This window comes from Sinorhizobium psoraleae, from assembly GCF_013283645.1.
GTDB lineage: Bacteria > Pseudomonadota > Alphaproteobacteria > Rhizobiales > Rhizobiaceae > Sinorhizobium > Sinorhizobium psoraleae.
Genome location: NZ_JABEKV010000004.1, coordinates 610,889 through 629,161, shown reverse-complemented (window position 1 = coordinate 629,161; position 18,273 = coordinate 610,889). Strand labels below are relative to the sequence as shown.

The following is an 18,273-nucleotide window of genomic DNA, read 5'->3' as shown; positions in this document are numbered from 1 at the left end:
TAGTAGAACAACGCGAAACCGGCACGTAGGTTGCATAGCGATGCGTGCAGCGCCGTGCATGCTTTCAGACGCACAAAATCGCTGTAGCACTTTGAACTGCTGCATGTTTTTATCCTTTAGGCAAACATGGTCGGCGCGGGGTGGGACGGAAAACCGCTTCACACTTTTCCTCACCCCGCTTTTTTTGGCGCGGGGTGGAACGGAAAACCGCTTCCCACTTTTCCTCACCCCGCTTTTTAGTTCTCGATAACGGACGTTCGATGACGGTGTTACGGACATTGAAGCAAACGGTTTTGGCGGCGATATTCCTCATCGCCGGCGCCGGCGTTTACACGCTTTCGGCGGGAAACCACGGCTCCGGCACCCCGCCCGAAATGGCGGCGCCCGAGCTCCAGGCAAAGGAAGTGCTGGTCGACAAGTCCGAGCGCACCCTGCGGCTCCTGCGCGACGGAACGACGCTTGGCGAATACAGTGTGTCGCTCGGCGGCAATCCGTTGGGCCACAAGGAGCGCCAGGGCGACCGGCGGACGCCGGAGGGCGACTACCTGATCGACTGGCGCAACCCGAATTCGCGCTACCACCTGAGCCTCCACATCTCCTATCCCGACGCAGCCGACAAGACCCGCGCCGCCGCCGCCGGCGAAAACCCCGGCGGCGACATCATGATCCACGGCCTGCCGAATGGCTGGGGCTTCATCGGCCGGCTCCACCTCTTCCTCGACTGGACCGACGGCTGCATCGCCGTCACCGACGAGGAAATGCGCGAAATCTGGTCGCGGGTGCCGGACGGCACGCCGATCCGGATTGCGGGATGACGGAACAGGAATTTGCCGGAATCCCTATCCGCAACCCCCCGGAGTTCTCGCAGCCGTCGGAACGGTCTGACCGATAAGGCGTTATTCCTCCGACCGCAGCATCGAAGCGGCCTTTGCATGTCCGAAGGGACGTGCCGCGGCCGGATGCCGAACGGAACAGGAGCAATGCCATGAGAGTATCCCTGAGAACATCATCCGCTGCATTCGTCCTCTCCGCAGCCCTTCTCGGCGCGGCCGGACCGGCCTTTGCCGACATGTACTATGTGGATCGTGCGCCGACCGGCAGCGTCTATGTCGAGCCGGCACCTCCGGAAGTCATCTACGTCGATCCGGCGCCGACCGGCAGCATCTACGTCGAGCGGATACCGCCGGCCAACCTCGGCGCGGCCCGCGATCGCTACACCAACGAATACCAGGGTAGCCACCAGGGCGATTACTACCTGGGAGTCACGCCCCCGCCGACAGCTCCCTGAGCGGGTGACCGGGCGTAGTTAGAGCAATTCCGGGAAAGGCTGTAGCGGTTTTTCGTCCGGAAACCTTGTCACAAGGATGAAGCCTCGTCACAAGTATGTCCGTGTCGCCTCACCTTGGGAACACGCGCCACGGAGGATCGAGGCGATTCCGTCCGGCAAAGTAAAGGACCACTCGGTTTCCGCCGGGGTCGAATAGCTCGGCCTCTCGCCAAAGCCAGCTCTTATCCTCGGGCTCGCTTGCGAACTGGAGGCCGACGTCGCGAAGAGCGCGGACCGTTGCGTCCAGATTCTCGCACTCGAAATACACGGTTGTTCCGCGGCCACCGCCTTCGCCCTGAACCAGGGAAAAGGTGCTCTCTCCGTCCGGGCAAACAAAACGTGCATACCGGGGACGCGCGTCAACCACGGGCTTGAGGCCCAGCGTGCAATAGAAATGCCATCCCGCGTCCAAGTCCGGCATCGTAACTGTCACCTGATTCAGGCGCACAATCAGAAACCCTCCAATGAGCTCCCCATCCATTAACTGATTTTCGATGGTCCGCAACGGGCGCTGAGGCTCGCATTCCACAATCGGCGCTACGTCGGCGGCGCGCGAGACACACCTGACTGGGATGGGCCAATCGATTCCGAAGCCATTCACACGTCGGCCACAGCCTTGGGCGCTGCGCCTGTCACGCCGTTCGGGGAGCAGGTCATCGAGCCGCAGCCAAAGGTTTTACTGCATGTGTGCAGTTCAAAGACCGACAGCGACCCTTGCGCGCCTGATCAGACGCGCGGCACTGTCGCGACGCATTCGCATCGACAACGCAGGTAGACCGCATCCGGATCGCTGCCCCACCGGTCCCAGGCCGAGAGCGCCGTCTCGATCTCCTGGCGGTCGGCGAGACCCCGTTGAACGAGGCCTTCGGAGAGGCTTTCGAGACTCCTTTTCGCGTCCTCAACGGTTTCCCGCCGGGTCGGCGCATCGGCGCTGTGATTGACATGGCTTGCGCCGCTCCAGACCGGCACGAAACCATGAGATCGCAGGACAGCCTCCTGACGCCGCCCGAAATAAACGGCGTCGATCGATGAGTGCTCGTACCAGCGCTGCCACAGGTCCAGGGAAAGCAGGATGCCTGACGTCTCCGGGTAGATGACATTGCCGCCGGCATCGGCATCGCGCGTGACGATCAGCCCGCCCGGCTTCAGCACCCGCAAGGCTTCCGCGAGCGTTTTCCGGAGTTTCGCAGCACCGAGGTGATAGAGCACCGCGTGGAAGAACACCGCGTCGAAACTGCCGTCCTCGAATGGCAGCGAAGTCATGTCGCCTACCACAAAGCCCAGATTGGCATGGCCTGCTGCCGCGACCATCTGATTGGCGGCGGCAATGGCTTTCGGCTCCAGGTCAAGGCCGGTAACAGTCCGCACGACATCGGCGAAGCCGGCCGTGATCGTGCCCGGCCCGCAACCGACGTCGAGCAGGTCCATATCGCGCGTGAGAAACGGCACGAAAAACGCGATGGAATCGCCCCCGCGCTTTCTTTGAAAGTCGATAATGGCGGAGTTGTATCGCATTCCTTGTGTGACCATGGGTGCGCCCGGAGATGTGGTTTGCAAACGCGTGCGGAATCAATGCAGCAGCGCTGAAACCGGAATATCGGGATTTCGTGACAGGCGATCGACGGATGGCCAGAGACGTCATTCAGCCCGGCGCTGCACCTGCGGCGCGGGAGACTCCGCTTGATCAATGGCGCGAATAGCCGCGGCGTCGCGTCGCCCTTTAGCCGGCCGGTCGTCCCGTTTTAGGCATATCCGACGTCAATCACGGCGCCGACGCGCCGTGGCTGGATCCCTGTGACGAGCACAGGGATGAGGGAGTTCTGGGTTGGCCGCCCAACCAGCATCAACCGCCGAACATGCCTCGGCTGGCTCGATCGTGCTCGGCCATGGCCGGGTCGGTTCATTCCTGTGCGCGTCATGCGGATGCGGGAGTGTGTTGTGGTGGCAGAGGAAAAATGAAGGCGGGGAGTGTTCGGAGGTCGCTGTTGGCCGCCTGCGGCTGACCATCCGCACCTCATTCCTGTGCTCGTCACAGGAATCCAGCCGCGTCGCGTCGGCGGCGCGTGCGAGACTCGCTCCAACAATGAGCCAGCGCGGATCGCGCCCGCCAAACTGCAACGCGTACCAGCGCCCGCGCGCCGCAAGCAACTCCTGCTTGCTCATGCCGAATTCTTCAATCAAGCTGAGAGACATGAAAGGCTATGTCTACATCCTCGCGTCGAAACGAAACGGCACGCTTTACACAGGCGTCACTCGCGACCTGGCCCGCCGCCTCCTTGAGCACCAGCAGGAGCTCACACCCGGTTTCACATCGAAATACGGCGTCAAGACCTTGGTCTGGTTCGAGGAATTCGACCTTTTGACGGCTGCGATCACGCGGGAAAAGACCATGAAGAAATGGCCACGGCAGTGGAAGCTGAACCTCATCGAGGCCATGAATCCGGAATGGCAGGACATCTCGCACTATTTGCACGGCCTGTGAGGCCACGCGATACGCATGTGGCGATCCGACGCCGCCACGGCTGTCGAGACAGAGCCTCCCGCACCGCCTGGGCCGCTCATCCCTGTGACACAGGGACGAGAGCATCTGTATTGCTGGCCGGATCAGCTCTGGACGTGATGAGTGGAACTCACGCGCCGCCGACTTGGGCCGCGGCTGGATTCCTGTGACGAGCACAGGAATGAGGTGCGGACGGTCAGCCGCAGGTGGCCAACAGCGACCTCCGAACACTCCCCGCCTTCGTTTCCCCTGCCATGACAACACACTCCCTCATCCGCATGACGCGCACAGGAACGAGCCAACCGCGGCCATGGCCGAGCAAGATCGAGCCAGCCGAGGAATGTTCGGCGGTTGATGCTGGTTGGGCGGCCAACCCAAAATTCCCTCATCCCTGTGCTCGTCACAGGGATCCAGCCACGACGCGTCGGCGCCGTGATTGACGTCGGATATGCCAACAAGGCAAGGGGCTCTGGACGACGGTCGGCTGAAGGGTGACGCGACGCCGCGGCCGTTCGGGCCATTGATCAAGCGGGAGTCTCCCGCGCCGCCGGCGCGGGGCCGGGCCGAATGATCTCTCTGGCCAGCGCGGTTCGCGCCCGCCAAACTGCAACGCGTACCAGCGCACGCGCGCCGCAAGCAACTCCTGCTTGCTCATGCCGAATTCTTCAATCAAGCTGAGAAACATGAAAGGCTATGTCTACATCCTCGCGTCGAGAGGTGCGGATGGTCAGCCGCAGGCGGCCAACAGCCCTCCGAGCACCGCCTTCATTTTTTCGTCAGCCATGACAACACACTCCCTCGTCCGCATGCGCGCAGGAATGAGCCAACCGCGGCCATGGCCGAGCAAGATCGAGCCAGCCGAGGAATGCTCGGCGGTCGATGCTGGTTGGGCGGCCACCCCAGAACTCCCTCATCCCTGTGCTCGTCACAGGGATCCAGCCACGGCGCGTCGGCGCCGTGATTGACGTCGGATATGCCGACAAGGCAAGGGCTTGAACGATCGGCGGCTGCCACCCGATACGCATTTGGCGATCCGACGCCGCCACGGCTGTCGAGACCGAGCCTCCCGCACCGCCGACCTGGGCCGCTCATCCCTGTGACGAGCACAGGGACGAGAGCATCTGTATTGCTGGCCGGATCAGCTCTGGACGTGATGAGTGGAACTCCCGCGCCGCAATCTGCAGGGAATATATTCCTATCGCTGCTCAAACGAAGCACCGCCCTCCCCATATTCACGCAAGCCCTTGTCGAAGATGAGCGCGTTCAGTCCGCGCCTCAGCCACGCGAGCTGCGGCTCTGGCATCAGCCGCAGGCCCTCGTAGTCCATGACGCAGACGTTGAAGATCGTCGTTTTCACCTGCCGGCCCTCCTCGCAGCCGGCAAGCACGCCCTCGAGCCGCATCATCCGGTCGGCCGCCTTCAGCGCCATCCGGGCGCGTTCCTCGCTCGTCTCGCCGGGATGCCCCGCCACCCGGTCGAGCGCCTGGGCGCGAACGCTCGGGTAAGGGATGCCGTTCAGGTGATAGTAGCGCGCCATCGCCGCGGCATAGTCGTCGCCGGCCTCGCGCTGCTCGGCGGTGATGCGACCATCGAGGAACAGGCGGCCGAGCGTGTAGCCGGCGAAGGCGCTCGTCGTGTCGAGCCCGTGCATGCGCTTGCGCGCGGCAAGCGCCACCGCCATTGCCTCCTTCTCGCTCTCCTGCCTCGACCATTCCGGCCGGATCTTGCCGCAGGCGAAGCGCTCGGCATTGGCCTTGCGCGGGCGTCCAAGCTGCGCCTTGCGCTTCGCACGGAGTTTCTGGGCTTTGCTCGTCATTTTCGGGGTCCTTTCAAGCGGGGTAGGAAAGTGTGAAGCGGTTTCCGTCCACCCCGCGTCGACAAGGAAGCGGGGTAGGAAATGTGGTTTCCGGTTTTCCGTCCACCCCGCGTCGACAAAGAAGCGGGGTGAGGAAAAGTGGTTTCCGGTTTTCCGTCCCACCCCGCGTCACACCAAAGAAGCGGGGGTGAGGAAAAGTGTGAAGCGGTTTTCCGTCTCGCCTCGCGCCGGCGGAAATCCGGCCAGGGTGAGACAATTTTGCGGCTGCCCGTCCCGATCGGGGTGACATGATTCGATTTCTCCGGAACCACGCGCAAACCATTGAAACAATTGCTCCAATCGCCGGTACCACGCCCGCCTCAAGCATCGGCGGACCGCCGCTGCACCACGCCGAGCACGGTCGTGTGGTTGCGGCGGAAGATGCGGCCGATCAGCGGCAGCGAGAGATCCTTGCGCGCCTCGTAGACCGCGCGCATGCAGGCGTGCCGGGGCTCGACCAGCCGGCGCTCGCGGCGCACGCTGATGATGTCCTCCCAGGTCACCCCCGGAAAACCTTCAAGCACCGCGGCGACGATCTCCTCGACCGGCGGCCGGCGGTCGCCGCCCTCGGCCTCCCCGGCCCGCCCCGTGAGCAGCGCCTGCGCCTGGGCAACGAGCCGTGCCCCGGCGTCCGCAAGCTCCGTCTCGAGCGCCGCGATCCGGCGCGCCTTGGCCGCGTTATCGGTCGCAAGCGCCGCCAGCCGCCTTTCGAGCTCCGCCGCCGCGGCGGCCGAGACGACCGCGTTCGCCGGCCGCATCAGCCGCTCGCGCACGGCGCCGTAGTGCCGCTGCTGCCGCGCCCGCTGCGACTGTGTCCCTTCCGAATGGTTCGTCATTGCTTACTCCTGTTTCCCCTGCCGGCGCGATTCCGGCCTCGTTTCGTGTTTCCGTGCCCCCTGAAGGGCCCAATTATTTCGCCGGCTAATGTTTTCTGCCTGGCCGAACTTCATCGCTAGGCCCTATCCGCCCTCATTCCCGTACTTGTCTTGTGCGCCCAACCCCAGGTCTCCCTCATTCCTGTGGCTGTCACAGGAATCCAGCCACGGCGCGTCTGCGCCGTGAATGACGCCGTCTGGCCGCAACATCGACGCTGCGAAAGCGGCGCCACCGATCGACTCCACGCAAGATTCTCCCGCGCCCAAGGACTTGGGCGCGCTGGATTCCTGTGACAAGCACAGGAATGAGGGAGATTGGGCGACGGCTGAGCAAGGTCGAGCCAACCGAGAACTGTTCGGCGGTTAATGCTCTCCGTGCAGCCAACCGGGTTTCCGTCATCCCTGTGTTCGTCACAGACATGCAGTTCCAAGTGTGAGCGGCGGCAGCCGCGCGCACCCCCATCATTGGCCCTGCCCGGCCGAAGGCGGCGTGGCCTCGGCCCGATCCGCACTCACCTGCGCGCGAAAACGGGCGTGAAGCGCCCGCACCCTCGCCTTGCTTTCCGGCGAGGGCGGCGGCGGCTTCGAGAGCGCCCGCAGGGTTTCCGCCGTCGCCCGCGCCCGGGCCATGTCTTCCCTGGCGCCGCGCGCCTCCTGCCGGGCAAGGGCCGCAAGCTCCGCCGGCACCGGCATGAAGCCGGGCCTGACCGCTGCATATTCGCCGCGCTTCAGCTTCACGATCGCCGCCATGAGCCCGCAGGCCGGCACGTTCGAAAGCGCGAGCACGTATTCGCGCAGGAAGTCGGCAGGCGCGATGCCGGCGGGGGCCACCATGCCGCCGCGTTTCAGTGCGTCGAGGCACTCGGCCACGCGCTCCGGCGGCGCCGGCCGCAGCCTATCGGCGAGCCTGCCAATCTCCTCGCTCAAGCTCGAAAGTCGTGCCGGTAAAGTCGTCATCGCCTGCCGCTCCCCATTCCCCTGATCGCCCCGATGCCCCTGCCCGTCCCAATGTCCGTCCAAGCGCCCTGTCCAGTTCGCGCTGCACCTCGTCCTGGTGCGCCCAGAAATCGCCTTTCGGTCTGAGCCCGCCCCGGGGCGGCGCCCGTCCGCCGAAGGGCCTTGGCCGACCGGCATTGCGGATCCAGTTGCGCCAGGTCGCCAGCCAGTCGAGCTTGGTCGCCTCGCGCCCCGCCTTGGCGCTCCAGTAGTCGCGGAACTTTTCGAACTCGGCCTCGGCCTCCGCCGGGCCAAAACCTTCGCCGGCGGCAAAAGCCCAATCGGGGATAAACCTCTCCGGCAGCCGCGTCGCCCGCCGCTTATCCTCGGCCCGTTTGCCCTCGGCCCGTTGGCCCTCGCCGCGTTTGCCCTCGCCCCACCTCGCCTCCGAACGTCCGGCTTGCCCATGCGCGCCTTCACGGCGTCCGGCGCCCGCAGCTGCGGCCTCGGCCCCGCAATGCAGAGCGTCCCGATGCCCGGCCGCCCGAGACCCGCCTTGCCCATCCCCGCCTTGCCCATGCCCCACCGCCGGATGCTCGCCTTCCCGAGGTCCGGCCGGGAGGATCCCGGCGGCTTCGCCCCGGACGTCAGGGCACCGAGAACCAGCCGGCATCGAACCGGCAGGGACCGCGCCAGCGGAAATTGGGTTTCGGGTTGGGTTAATTTCTTTAGGGGGTGCGGGGGATCTTTCTTTATCGGGAAGGGGCGCGTCACGGCCGGTCACGTGGCTGTCACCCACAGTCCCGTGACATGCCGCCTCGCTCTCGCCTTCCGCCCCGTCAACTGCCATCGCCTCGTGCGCCACCCTCTGCCGGCGGCGCTGCTGGCGGGCGCGGTCGGAGGCCCGGCGCCGCTCGAGTGCTTCGAGCGAATGCGCCTCCGCGGCCGAGACCGCCGAAAGGATCATTTCGGGCGTCGCCCCCGCCGTCACCAGCGCCTCCACGATCGCCGAGATCCGCATGCCGCTCATCCGCATTCCCTGTTCCACCTTTCACCGGCAGCGCCGCATCTTCCGAGACGCTCGGAACCCCCCGCCGCGACGCCGAATTCGCTGCGCCTACCCATCCATGTTCACGAATCCCCGTCGGACCGCGCCGCCCGCCGGAACCTCCCTCGCACGCGTCCGGCCGAGACCGCGCGGCACATCCCGGGCGCCCCATCCAGGAGGCGAAGCCCTGTCGGTTGAAACCAGCCGACAGGGCTTCGCGCTGATCGCCGGGGAGGAGAGCGGCGATCAGTTCCCGCGGGGTGCAGGAAAAGTGCGAAGCGGTTTTCCGCCCGCACCCCGCATCCCAGGGGAACCCGGGTGCAGGAAAAGTGCGAAGCGGTTTTCCGTCCGCACCCCGCATCCCGCGGGAACCCCGGGTGCAGGAAAAGTGCGAAGCGGTTTTCCGCCCGCACCCCGCATCCCACGAGAACCCCCGGTGCAGGAAAAGTGCGAAGCGGTTTTCCGCCCGCACCCCGCATCCCGTGGGAACCCCGGAGTGCAGGGAAAGCGTCCGCACCCCGCACCCAAGAAAACCCCGGGGCAGGAACGTGCAACGCGGTTCCGTCTGCACCTGCAGCCCAAAGGCGGGAGGAATAGGCGCAAAACGATTTTCTGCTAACCCCGCCCAGTCCCCCTTGGGACATTCCTGGGGCATCCTTGGCGCGGATGCCCACGAGACTGATCTAGGGCGCGGCCAACGCCTTGAAAGGCGTGAAGCGGACGAAGGTCAGTAAAATCTTACGCCGGCCCTTCATCAACCGCCCTCCTCCCGGTTGCGTTTCACCTCGTCATGAATGACATTACTCGTGTTGCCATGTCAACATGATTTGTGTTATTCGTGTCGCTATCTTCCGAGTTATGAGCAACAAAGCTGCGAGCCATGAGCGACAAAGCTGAAAGATTGCGCGAGGCGCGCCTGAAGGCCGGCTATCGGTTTGCCTCCGACGCCGCGAACGCGCTTGGCGTCATCGCCTCGACCTACCGCGCCCACGAAAACGGCCAGAACGACTTCGAACTCGCCGAGGCCAAGATCTACGGCCGCCGCTTCAATGTCGATCCGGTCTGGCTGCTGGACGGCGACCGCCGCGAAGTGAACGGCGCCGCGCCTACGAGGCCCGCGGGGGTCGACAGGCCGAACGCCGAGGTTGGCGCCCGGATCGTCGGCCAGGGCAAAAAGATCCCCGTCTTCGGCCAGGCCGTAGGCGGAGTGGACGGTGAATTCCTAATGAATGGCAATGTGTTGTACGAAGTCATGGCGCCGCCGATCCTCTCGGACATTTCCGGCGCCTACGCGGTCTCGGTTTCCGGCGATTCCATGTCTCCGCGCTACGAGGACGGCGAGGTCTGCTTCGTCGACCCCAGCCGCCGGGTGAAGCGCGGCGACTATGTGATCGCCCAGATCCGGCTCGAGGAAAACGGCGCGCTGCTTGCCTACGTCAAGAAGTTCGTCCGCCACAACAGCGCCGAACTGGTGCTCGAGCAGTTCAACCCGCCGAAGGAACTCCGCTTCGACGCCAACACCGTCCACAGCGTCCACTACATCGCACTCGCCGGGAATGCGTGAGGCGGACGGGCCCCTCGCCGCCGCAGCAGCGGGCGCCTCCGTACCTGCTCAATCACGGCGCCGACGCGCCGTGGCTGGATTCCTGACGAGCACAGGAATGAGGGAATTTGGGCTAGGCCCGAGTGAAAATCACAACGCAGGCCCTGCGGCTCATGCACCGGATGCAACAAACAGCATCGAACCGCTGGGTGAGAATGCGGTAAACAAAATCTCCCCCTCATTCCTGTGCTCGTCACAGGAATCCAGTGCGCCCGAGTCCTTGGGCGCGAGAGACTCGGTCCACGCGGCTCCCATTTCTTCGGCTGAAACATGAGTTGTTCACGGCGCCAACGCGCCGTGGCTGGATTCCTGAGACAAGCACAGGAATGAGGGAGTTCCGGGTTGGCCAACGAGCATCAACGGCCGAGCCTCCCCGACTGCCTTGAACAGCACTTTTCAAATTTCCTCATTCCCTCTGCACGTCCCTTCACCCATCCCCGGAACAAGGTGCGCGTGATTGACGGCGGGTGATGAGAGACCAACTGCCGAGCCTTCGGCGCGAAACTGCTTCAGCCGTAGCCAAAATCTCCCCCTCATTCCTTGTGCTCGTCACAGGAATCCAGTGCGCCCAAGTCCTTGGGCGCGAGAGATCAGTTCACGCGGTTCCCATTTCTTCGGCTGAAACATGTTTGTTCACGGCGCGGACGCGCCGTCGCTGGATTCCTGTGACAAGCACAGGAATGAGGGAGTTCCGGGTTGGCCAACGAACATCAACGGCCGAGCCTCCCCGACTGTCTTGAACAGCAATTTTCAAATTTCCTCATTCCCTCGGCACGTCCCTTCACCCATCCCCGGAACAAGGTGCGCGTGATCGACGGCGTGAGAGACCAACTGCCGAGCCTTCGGCGCGAAACTGCTTCAGCCGCAGCCAAAAACTCCCCTCATTCCTGTGCTCGTCACAGGAATCCAGCGCGCCCAAGTCCTTGGGCGCAAGAGACTCAATCCCGCCGAAAACCGCTGGATGCCCAACCCATCTTTGCCTCCCGCGAGACGCCACCGCCCTCGATTCCCCTCAAACACAAACCATGTCGGTAACACCATAAACAACACGCTCCGTGTTGACACCATTCGTGTCGTGCGCGATGTTGCATTCAACACGAACGACATGATCGATGCCCGGCACACCCGGTCGTCGGACACCGGAGACCGAGCGCGGCCATATGTCCATCCTGACGATCAGATCCCACCTGCACAGCCACATCGACGAACTCTTTTCCGCCGATCTCCGCCGGTCGAGCGATGCCGAGAACCAGCAGGCGCTGAAGACTTTTCTGGCGTGCGTCTATTCCAGCCTCGCTTCGCTTGCCTGGCACCTCGGCGCGGACGGCAATGTCTTTCAGCGCGAGGCCCTGCCCGCCTCCGAGCTTACCGACGACGCCTTCTTCGAGCTCAACCGCGAGCGCGAATTTTCCGGCGGTGGCACCGGCATGAACCAGCGCCTCGTCGGAACCCACAATCACCGCCAGCAGTTTTAGATTCTTTGATGACGCAATTCCGGACGGAAAACCGCTTCACACTTTTCCTGGAATTGCTCTCAACCTACGCAATTCCGGACGGAAAACCGCTTCACACTTTTCCTGGAATTGCTCTCAACCTACGCAATTCCGGACGGAAAACCGCTTCACACTTTTCCTGGAATTGCTCTCAACCTACGCAATTCCGGACGGAAAACCGCTTCACACTTTTCCTGGAATTGCTCTCAACCTACGCAATTTCGGACGGAAAACCGCTTCACACTTCTCCTGGAATTGCTCTCAACCTACGCAATTCCGGACGGAAAACCGCTTCACACCTTTCCTGGAATTGCTCTGGAGCCCCCAATGCGCGCCGAAACCTACGCCGTCGTCAATCTCGCCGCCTTGAACCTGATCGAGGCGATGAGCGCCGCCTATTACGCGACCGAAGCCGAAGCTGCCGCCAGGCATGCCTTTCGTGTGAGGGAAATGCTGAAGAAGATCGCCGCCGCGCTCGAACAGGAGCCCGGCCATGGGAACGTCGAGGCCAGGCAGCCGGCCGGCACCGCGCCTCCATCAGCGACGAAGACAGCCCCTGCTCTGAAGCTCGTGTCGGACCGCGCCGGCGAATCCTCCTGGCGTTCTTGAGCCGCGTCAGCGCGTTGCCAAGGTTCATCTGGCGTTCAGGTTCGATCCATGAAACTAAGCAACGAAATATGCGTTGATCTGGATAAATGCCGAAGGAGCCCGAGCCATGAAGTTTTTGACCATCGCAGCCGCAGCCGGCGTGGCACTGACTGTATGCGCCGGGAACGCGTTTGCCGATCCCTGGAAGGACGAAAGCGGCCATGGGCGCTGGCGTGGGGGCGGCTATTACGATGGACCCCGCTATGAACGCCGGGCCTACAAGGAAGAATATCGTCGCGGCCGGTGCAAGATCGAGCGGAAATGGGACGACGACGAGTACAAGGAAGAGATCAAGTGCAAGCGCGGCGCTCGCCCGATCTACGGATATTACCGCTACTGATGCATGTCGCCCGAAAGTGTGCAGCGGTATCGGGACAACGAGATGCATGAAGCGCGTCGCGTGACTCCAATTGAATGCGACGCCCTTTAATGCAGGCCGCCACGGCATGATTCCTCAACGATCTAGGAAATCTTGCGGCAATTCAAAGTGCTACAGCGATCTTTGCGCGTCCGATTGGAAGCGCGGCGCCGTAGCGCCGCCACGAGCCTGTAGCGGCGCCCTTCTCTAAAAAAATAACGTCCCTCGCCCCACCCTCCTTGATCCGTGTCAAGGGCGCGAGCCCAGTGAGCGCCTAAAGTTTTTGCCGTGGACGGCAAGCAACGCGTCCCGGGAAAGGCTGCTGTCGTGCACTGTACGTCCGACAGGACGCGAGGCGCTGTCGTTCGAGGAGGATCTCATGTTCGTCAGGGAAATGAGCGAGCAGGAATGCGTCGCGCTTGTCGCCTCGGGCCGCCTCGGCCGGCTCGCCTGCTGCCGGGAGGGCCGGCCCTATATCGTTCCGATCCAGTATGCGCTCGCCGGCAAATGCCTCTATGGCTTCTCCATGCTCGGCCAGAAGATCGAGTGGATGCGCGCCAATCCTTGCGTCTGCATCGAGGTCGACGAGTTTTCCGGCCAGGACCAATGGAAGAGCGTGGTCATCACCGGCCGTTACCAGGAACTGCCGGACACCGAGCAATGGCACCGCGAGCGCCTGCATGCCTGGTCGCTGCTTGAGAAACACGTCAACTGGTGGGAGCCCGGCGGCCTGAAGCCCGGCGAGCAGCCGATCGCCGGCGCCTCGCCGCACGTCTTCTACTCGATCGACATCGAGGAGATGACGGGACGGGCGGCGATGGCGGACTGAGCGGGATGAGGAAAAGTGTGAAGCGGTTTTTCGTCCATCCCGCGCCTAGGAGACCACGGGATGAGGAAAAGTGCGAAGCGGTTTTCCGTCCCATCCCGCGTCCAAGAGACCACGGGATGAGGAAAAGCGCGGACGCGCAATTCTGCCCATCGGGCCCCGTTCTGTCGCCCTGCCCGGCAACAACGCCCTTTGCATGCCTCTGACGGCATGTTGTAATATCCCCAGGAAGGTCAACGTGCGGGGTGGTGATGACGCTGGAAGACCTCTATCGCCTGTTGCGCAATGGCCATGTGCAGGCGCAAGGCATAGTCGACACGGTACCCGATCCTTTGCTTGTCCTGGACCAGAACCTGTGCGTCCAGAGCGCGAGCCGTGCCTTCTTCACGACCTTCAAGGTCAGCCGCGATGAGACGATCGGACAGCACATCTATGAACTCGGCAACGGGCAGTGGGACATCCCCGAGCTGCGCCGCCTGCTCGAAGAGGTCATTCCGAAGAGCACGGCGGTTGTGGACTATGAGGTCGAGCAAGACTTTCCGAGCATCGGCCCGAGGACGATGCTCGTCAGTGCGCACCGGCTGTTCCATCCCGACGACAACAGCCGCACCTTGCTGCTCTCGATCGTCGATGCCACGGAGCGACGCCAGCGCGAGGCCGAGAAGGATGTGCTCCTGGGTGAACTCCGGCATCGAATGAAGAACCTGCTCGCGCTGGTCCAGGCGATCGCGCGCCAGACCACCGCCGCGGATCGCTCCGGCGAGGAATATCGCGACGCATTCATGGGCCGGTTCAATGCGCTCGTGATCGTCGAAAGGTCGGCGATGGTGACGATCGTCGGCGTCGTCTGGTTGGCGTTCAAGGTCTGGCCTTCCTTGGCCGGGTTGGCGACAATCGTGCCGGCGACAGGCGCATAAATCTTTGTGTAGCCGAGATCGACCTTGTCGCCGGCAAGCGTCGCCTTCTGCTTGCGGATCTGGGCAGAGATGGCGTCAACGTCGGCGGCGGCCGCCGCATGGTCGGCGACTGCCTGGTCAAGCGTGGATTGCGAGACGCTGTTGGTCGCGACCAGATTGCGCTGGCGCTCGATATTCGCCTGCTTCAGCACGAGCTGCGCCTTCTTCGAGACGAGCTGGGCCTCCAGATTGGCGAGTTCCGCCTGATCGATCTCGATGCGGTTTTCAATGGTGGCCGGGTCGATTTCGGCGACGAGCTGGTTTGCCTCGATCTTGTCACCGATCTCCACGTGGAGCGATTTCAACTGGCCGGAAACCTGTGCGCCGGCGTCGACGGAATTGATCGCGTCGAGCGTGCCGACGGCGGTGACGCTGTTCTCGATGTCTCCGCGCATGACGGCCTGCGTGATCATCGCGGTGGCCGGCTCACCGCCATTTCGGCTCCACGCGTGGTAGCCCGCGCCGATTGCGGCGAGCATGAGCGGCGCAAGGATCCAGCGACGCGATCGGCGCTTTCGACGAGGCGGCTTCATGGGAGCGGGAATGATGGTGAACTTCGCGAGGCCACGCGCCGCTGCGTCTTCCATGGTCTCGGCTTCCTTGCTCATTTGGTTTCTCGATCCTCAAGCGGTCGTTCACCCAAGATAGAGATCGACGCGGCGGCGAACAGCTTGAGATCATTACACTTTCGTAATGTGGGAGAAGCCGGCTGTGAAGCAGGCATCCGTTTACGTCGAGCTTGCCGCTCAAAATCGTTGACGTCCGTCGAGAACGCCAACGAGCGCATCCGCCGCTTCATGCTTGGCAGCACCGATCTGTCCGCCGTGAAACAACAGCTTGTCGCCCTCACCACCATCTGATTCGCTGCCGCGAAAGTGCCTCGGTTACCGCACACCTGCCGAGGTGTCCATGGCGCATTTGTGAAATGCGGGCGATGCCTACCGTTCACACGTCAGTGTTGCACTCTCCACGGCATTTTATGGGCGTCTCTAGAGTATCCCTCTCGCCGGCGATGTTCTGCCACCCGCTTTCCGAGGCCGGTGGTCCCGAGTACGGGGCGCATATTCGGGCGACTGGATTTGGGAAGCTATGCTCTCACCCATCGAAAAATCGTGCCTTCGGTGGGTGTCCTAAGGTAGATCTGTCGCCGAGATCGCGTTGATTCAGGGGAGCGACCTTGCCGGCATCGATCTGCATCTGCTCGAACTCGCCGCCTCCCGCGAAACTGTCGACGATCAGCGGACGTCCGGCGAGTGAGCCGCTGAGCACTATCGCTGTAGTCGAACGAAGCCTTGCCCGCGCGCTCGGAGCGCTTGGAGCAAATCGATAGGGGAAGCGCTCAGGAAGGCCAACCTCTCGACTTCAATCCCGCTCTCTTGTCATGGCGTCCTCGCCCGGTTTCCGATCTTCCATAACTAACGCTTGTAGGCCCCCAGCCAGGCTGCGGCCGCTTTGATTTGTCTGCGCCGTGATCGCGCCCGTCCCCGGACCGGTCCATGTCGGGCAGTTGCTGCGATTGGCAAATGGCGCGTCAGAGAGGAGTCGACGGCACGCGCCCTTCCGATGATCGTTGAGGCGCATTCGAACACCGATGGTCCGCTTCTGGGGCGACGCTAGGAGGAAGCCCGGCGGCTTGAAGAAGCGTGGTTTGGTCTCAGCCGCAATCAGGTGCATAGCGGTTGCAGGTCTATGACCGGGGCCGGGGTGCCGGTCGACGTTGGCACAAGGCGGCGGCCGTCACAGCCGACATGGACTCCCGTCCCGTTTCCGGCCTGATGATCATTCGACGGTTACCGACTTGGCCAAGTTACGCGGCTGGTCGACATCGGCGCCCATGAACACGGCCGTGTGATAGGCAAGAAGCTGGATCGGCAACGCGAAGATCATCGGTGCGATGATCTCGTCGACGTTCGGCAACACGATCGTATGCATCGTGTCGAGCTTCGACGCGGCAGCCCCCGTCTCGTCCGTAATCAGAATGATGCGTCCGCCACGGGCCGCAACTTCCTGCATGTTCGAGACGGTCTTGTCGAAGAACCGGTCATGCGGCGCGATGACGATCACCGGCATATTCTCGTCGATCAGCGCGATCGGTCCGTGCTTCAGCTCGCCGGCCGCGTAGCCTTCCGCATGGATGTAGGAAATCTCCTTGAGCTTCAGCGCGCCTTCCATCGCCAGCGGGAAGCTGGTGCCGCGGCCGAGGTAGAGCACGTCGCGGCACTTCGACAGTTCACGCGACAGGAGCTCGATCTTCGGTTGGACGCTGTTCAACACCTCGCCCATGATGCGTGGCAACTCGGCAAGACTTCTCACCAGCGCCTGTTCTTCGTGTTCGCTGACCGTGCCTCGCGCCCGGCCAGCGCCGACAGCAAGCGCGGCGAGCACCGCAAGCTGGCAGGTGAAGGCCTTGGTCGATGCCACGCCGATCTCGGGACCGGCGAGGATCGGGAAGACCGCGTCGGACTCCCGCGCGATCGTCGATTCGCGGGTATTGACGACGGCACCGATTTTCAGACCGTGTTCCTTGCAATACCTCAGCGATGCCAGCGTATCGGCCGTTTCGCCAGACTGCGAAATGAAGAGAGCGGCCGATTGCGGCGAGAGCGGGATCTCGCGATAGCGAAACTCTGAAGCGACATCGATTTCGACCGGAAGACGCGCATAACGCTCAAACCAGTACTTGCCGATCAGTCCGGCGAGATAGGCGGTACCGCAGGCGGAAAGCGCAAGACTCGGCACTTTGGCGAAATCGATGGCATCGGAAACGGTCGTCACCCGGTTTTCAATGAAGTTGATGTAGTGGCCGAGCGCGTGGGAGATGACCTCCGGCTGCTCGTAGATTTCCTTCTCCATGAAATGGCGATGATTGCCCTTATCGACCATATACGCTGCAGCCATCGAAATCTGACGTGGGCGCGTGACGACATTGCCCTCGATGTCGAAGATGTGCGCACCGGCCTTGCCGATAACGGCCCAGTCGCCATCGATCAGATAGGTGATTTCATTGGTGAAGGGCGCCAAGGCGATCGCATCCGACCCCAGGAACATTTCGCCGTCGCCATGGCCGATCGCGAGCGGCGGCCCGTTTCTGGCTGCCATGATCGTCGATGGGTCATCCTCAAAGAGCACGGCCAGCGCATAGGCCCCGGTAACGCGCTTCAGCATCGCGTGCATCGCTTCGCGGCGTCCCATCCCATCGCGATGGTATTTCGCCAGGAGATGCGCCACGACTTCCGTATCGGTATCGGTGCGGAACTCGACGCCAAACGCAGCAAGTTCATCCTTCAATTCCGCGAAGTTCTCGATGATGCCGTTGTGGACCACCGCAACGCCGTCGGTGAAATGGGGATGCGCATTGCGCTCCGTCGGTGCACCATGCGTCGCCCAGCGCGTGTGGGCAATGCCGATGCTGCCGTCCAGCGGCTCCTCTTTCAGCTTCGCTTCGAGGTTGAACAGTTTCCCCTCGGCACGGCGGCGCTCCAACCGGCCCCCCTCGATGGTTGCGACACCAGCCGAATCATAACCGCGATACTCCAGCCGCTTCAACGCATCGACCAACCGCTCCGACACCGGCTGACTGCCGACGATGCCAACGATACCGCACATATCCCTCTCCGAGCTCCTTCCATGCCGATCGCCTACTCACACGCCGCACCTGAGTAAGGCTACATCAGGAACACGCAATGATTTCTTCGGTGCCTGTTGGCCGAACTTTCGTGACGCCTAATTTGTAGTTCGGCGCTTCTAACACTACTTTGGCACCTTTGGCTTGCGGCGTTCTGTGAGGAGCATCTCACAGTGAGGGCATCGGAGCGGCGGTGGCCGTGCGAAGATGTCGAGGATCGCTT

General features: G+C 63.0%; 16 protein-coding genes and 2 pseudogenes. 10 read left to right on the top strand and 8 right to left on the bottom strand.

Annotated elements, in window-relative coordinates:
- Window positions 1-260: 260 nt before the first annotated feature.
- On the top strand, window positions 261-815 hold the full coding sequence (locus tag ILFOPFJJ_RS23970) for a L,D-transpeptidase family protein (protein WP_173513027.1): 555 nt from the start codon (window positions 261-263) through the stop codon (window positions 813-815).
- 170 nt (window positions 816-985) lie between these two features.
- Window positions 986-1,288 (top strand): hypothetical protein, encoded by a 303-nt coding sequence (locus tag ILFOPFJJ_RS23965; RefSeq protein WP_173513026.1) that lies wholly within the window; start codon window positions 986-988, stop codon window positions 1,286-1,288.
- 109 nt (window positions 1,289-1,397) lie between these two features.
- Here ILFOPFJJ_RS23965 and ILFOPFJJ_RS23960 read toward each other — a convergent pair whose 3' ends face one another.
- Together ILFOPFJJ_RS23960 and ILFOPFJJ_RS23955 are read right to left on the bottom strand one after the other, a co-directional pair.
- Window positions 1,398-1,775 (bottom strand): VOC family protein, encoded by a 378-nt coding sequence (locus tag ILFOPFJJ_RS23960; RefSeq protein ID WP_173513347.1) that lies wholly within the window; start codon window positions 1,773-1,775, stop codon window positions 1,398-1,400.
- A 278-nt stretch (window positions 1,776-2,053) separates the two neighbouring features.
- The gene (locus tag ILFOPFJJ_RS23955) at window positions 2,054-2,857 is read right to left on the bottom strand and encodes a class I SAM-dependent methyltransferase (RefSeq protein WP_173513025.1); all 804 of its coding nucleotides are present in this window, start codon (window positions 2,855-2,857) and stop codon (window positions 2,054-2,056) included.
- 661 nt (window positions 2,858-3,518) lie between these two features.
- Here ILFOPFJJ_RS23955 and ILFOPFJJ_RS23950 point away from each other — a divergent pair.
- Window positions 3,519-3,809, top strand: a complete 291-nt coding sequence (locus tag ILFOPFJJ_RS23950; RefSeq protein ID WP_173513346.1) for a GIY-YIG nuclease family protein — start codon at window positions 3,519-3,521, stop codon at window positions 3,807-3,809.
- A gap of 1,213 nt (window positions 3,810-5,022) precedes the next feature.
- Here ILFOPFJJ_RS23950 and ILFOPFJJ_RS23945 read toward each other — a convergent pair.
- The 4 genes from ILFOPFJJ_RS23945 to ILFOPFJJ_RS23930 all read right to left on the bottom strand — a co-directional run bounded on the left by ILFOPFJJ_RS23945 (window position 5,023) and on the right by ILFOPFJJ_RS23930 (window position 8,523).
- Window positions 5,023-5,643, bottom strand: coding sequence for a hypothetical protein (locus ILFOPFJJ_RS23945; protein WP_173513024.1), 621 nt, complete (start codon window positions 5,641-5,643; stop codon window positions 5,023-5,025).
- A gap of 359 nt (window positions 5,644-6,002) precedes the next feature.
- The gene (locus tag ILFOPFJJ_RS23940; RefSeq protein ID WP_173513023.1) at window positions 6,003-6,518 is read right to left on the bottom strand and encodes a helix-turn-helix domain-containing protein; all 516 of its coding nucleotides are present in this window, start codon (window positions 6,516-6,518) and stop codon (window positions 6,003-6,005) included.
- 501 nt (window positions 6,519-7,019) lie between these two features.
- Window positions 7,020-7,484, bottom strand: a complete 465-nt coding sequence (locus tag ILFOPFJJ_RS23935; protein ID WP_173513022.1) for a hypothetical protein — start codon at window positions 7,482-7,484, stop codon at window positions 7,020-7,022.
- Window positions 7,453-8,523, bottom strand: coding sequence for a hypothetical protein (locus ILFOPFJJ_RS23930; RefSeq protein WP_173513021.1), 1,071 nt, complete (start codon window positions 8,521-8,523; stop codon window positions 7,453-7,455). Before ILFOPFJJ_RS23930 ends, ILFOPFJJ_RS23935 begins: the two co-directional genes overlap by 32 nt.
- A gap of 898 nt (window positions 8,524-9,421) precedes the next feature.
- On the opposite strand from ILFOPFJJ_RS23930, the gene ILFOPFJJ_RS23925 reads away from it, so the two are divergent.
- From ILFOPFJJ_RS23925 to ILFOPFJJ_RS23900, 6 genes are all read left to right on the top strand, one after another.
- Window positions 9,422-10,105, top strand: coding sequence for a LexA family transcriptional regulator (locus ILFOPFJJ_RS23925; RefSeq protein WP_173513020.1), 684 nt, complete (start codon window positions 9,422-9,424; stop codon window positions 10,103-10,105).
- A 1,199-nt stretch (window positions 10,106-11,304) separates the two neighbouring features.
- Window positions 11,305-11,619, top strand: coding sequence for a hypothetical protein (locus tag ILFOPFJJ_RS23920; protein ID WP_173513345.1), 315 nt, complete (start codon window positions 11,305-11,307; stop codon window positions 11,617-11,619).
- Between the two features lie 345 nt (window positions 11,620-11,964).
- The gene (locus ILFOPFJJ_RS23915; RefSeq protein ID WP_173513019.1) at window positions 11,965-12,246 is read left to right on the top strand and encodes a hypothetical protein; all 282 of its coding nucleotides are present in this window, start codon (window positions 11,965-11,967) and stop codon (window positions 12,244-12,246) included.
- Between the two features lie 106 nt (window positions 12,247-12,352).
- A complete protein-coding gene (locus ILFOPFJJ_RS23910) occupies window positions 12,353-12,625 on the top strand; it encodes a hypothetical protein (protein WP_173513018.1) in 273 nt (90 codons plus the stop codon).
- Between the two features lie 397 nt (window positions 12,626-13,022).
- A complete protein-coding gene (locus ILFOPFJJ_RS23905; protein ID WP_173513017.1) occupies window positions 13,023-13,472 on the top strand; it encodes a pyridoxamine 5'-phosphate oxidase family protein in 450 nt (149 codons plus the stop codon).
- Window positions 13,473-13,720: 248 nt separating this feature from the next.
- Complete coding sequence (locus tag ILFOPFJJ_RS23900; RefSeq protein WP_246299772.1) at window positions 13,721-14,386, top strand: HWE histidine kinase domain-containing protein; 666 nt, start codon at window positions 13,721-13,723, stop codon at window positions 14,384-14,386.
- Here the strand turns inward: ILFOPFJJ_RS23900 and ILFOPFJJ_RS23895 are convergent.
- Window positions 14,272-15,033: pseudogene (locus ILFOPFJJ_RS23895) on the bottom strand (efflux RND transporter periplasmic adaptor subunit); the annotation flags it as partial. The gene ILFOPFJJ_RS23900 and the pseudogene ILFOPFJJ_RS23895 overlap by 115 nt on opposite strands.
- Window positions 15,034-15,186: 153 nt before the next feature.
- Here ILFOPFJJ_RS23895 and ILFOPFJJ_RS35195 point away from each other — a divergent pair.
- Window positions 15,187-15,349, top strand: a pseudogene (locus tag ILFOPFJJ_RS35195) (IS30 family transposase); the annotation flags it as partial.
- 855 nt (window positions 15,350-16,204) lie between these two features.
- On the opposite strand, the gene glmS reads toward ILFOPFJJ_RS35195, so the two are convergent.
- The gene (gene glmS, locus ILFOPFJJ_RS23890) at window positions 16,205-18,031 is read right to left on the bottom strand and encodes a glutamine--fructose-6-phosphate transaminase (isomerizing) (protein WP_173513016.1); all 1,827 of its coding nucleotides are present in this window, start codon (window positions 18,029-18,031) and stop codon (window positions 16,205-16,207) included.
- Between the last annotated feature and the right edge of the window lie 242 nt (window positions 18,032-18,273).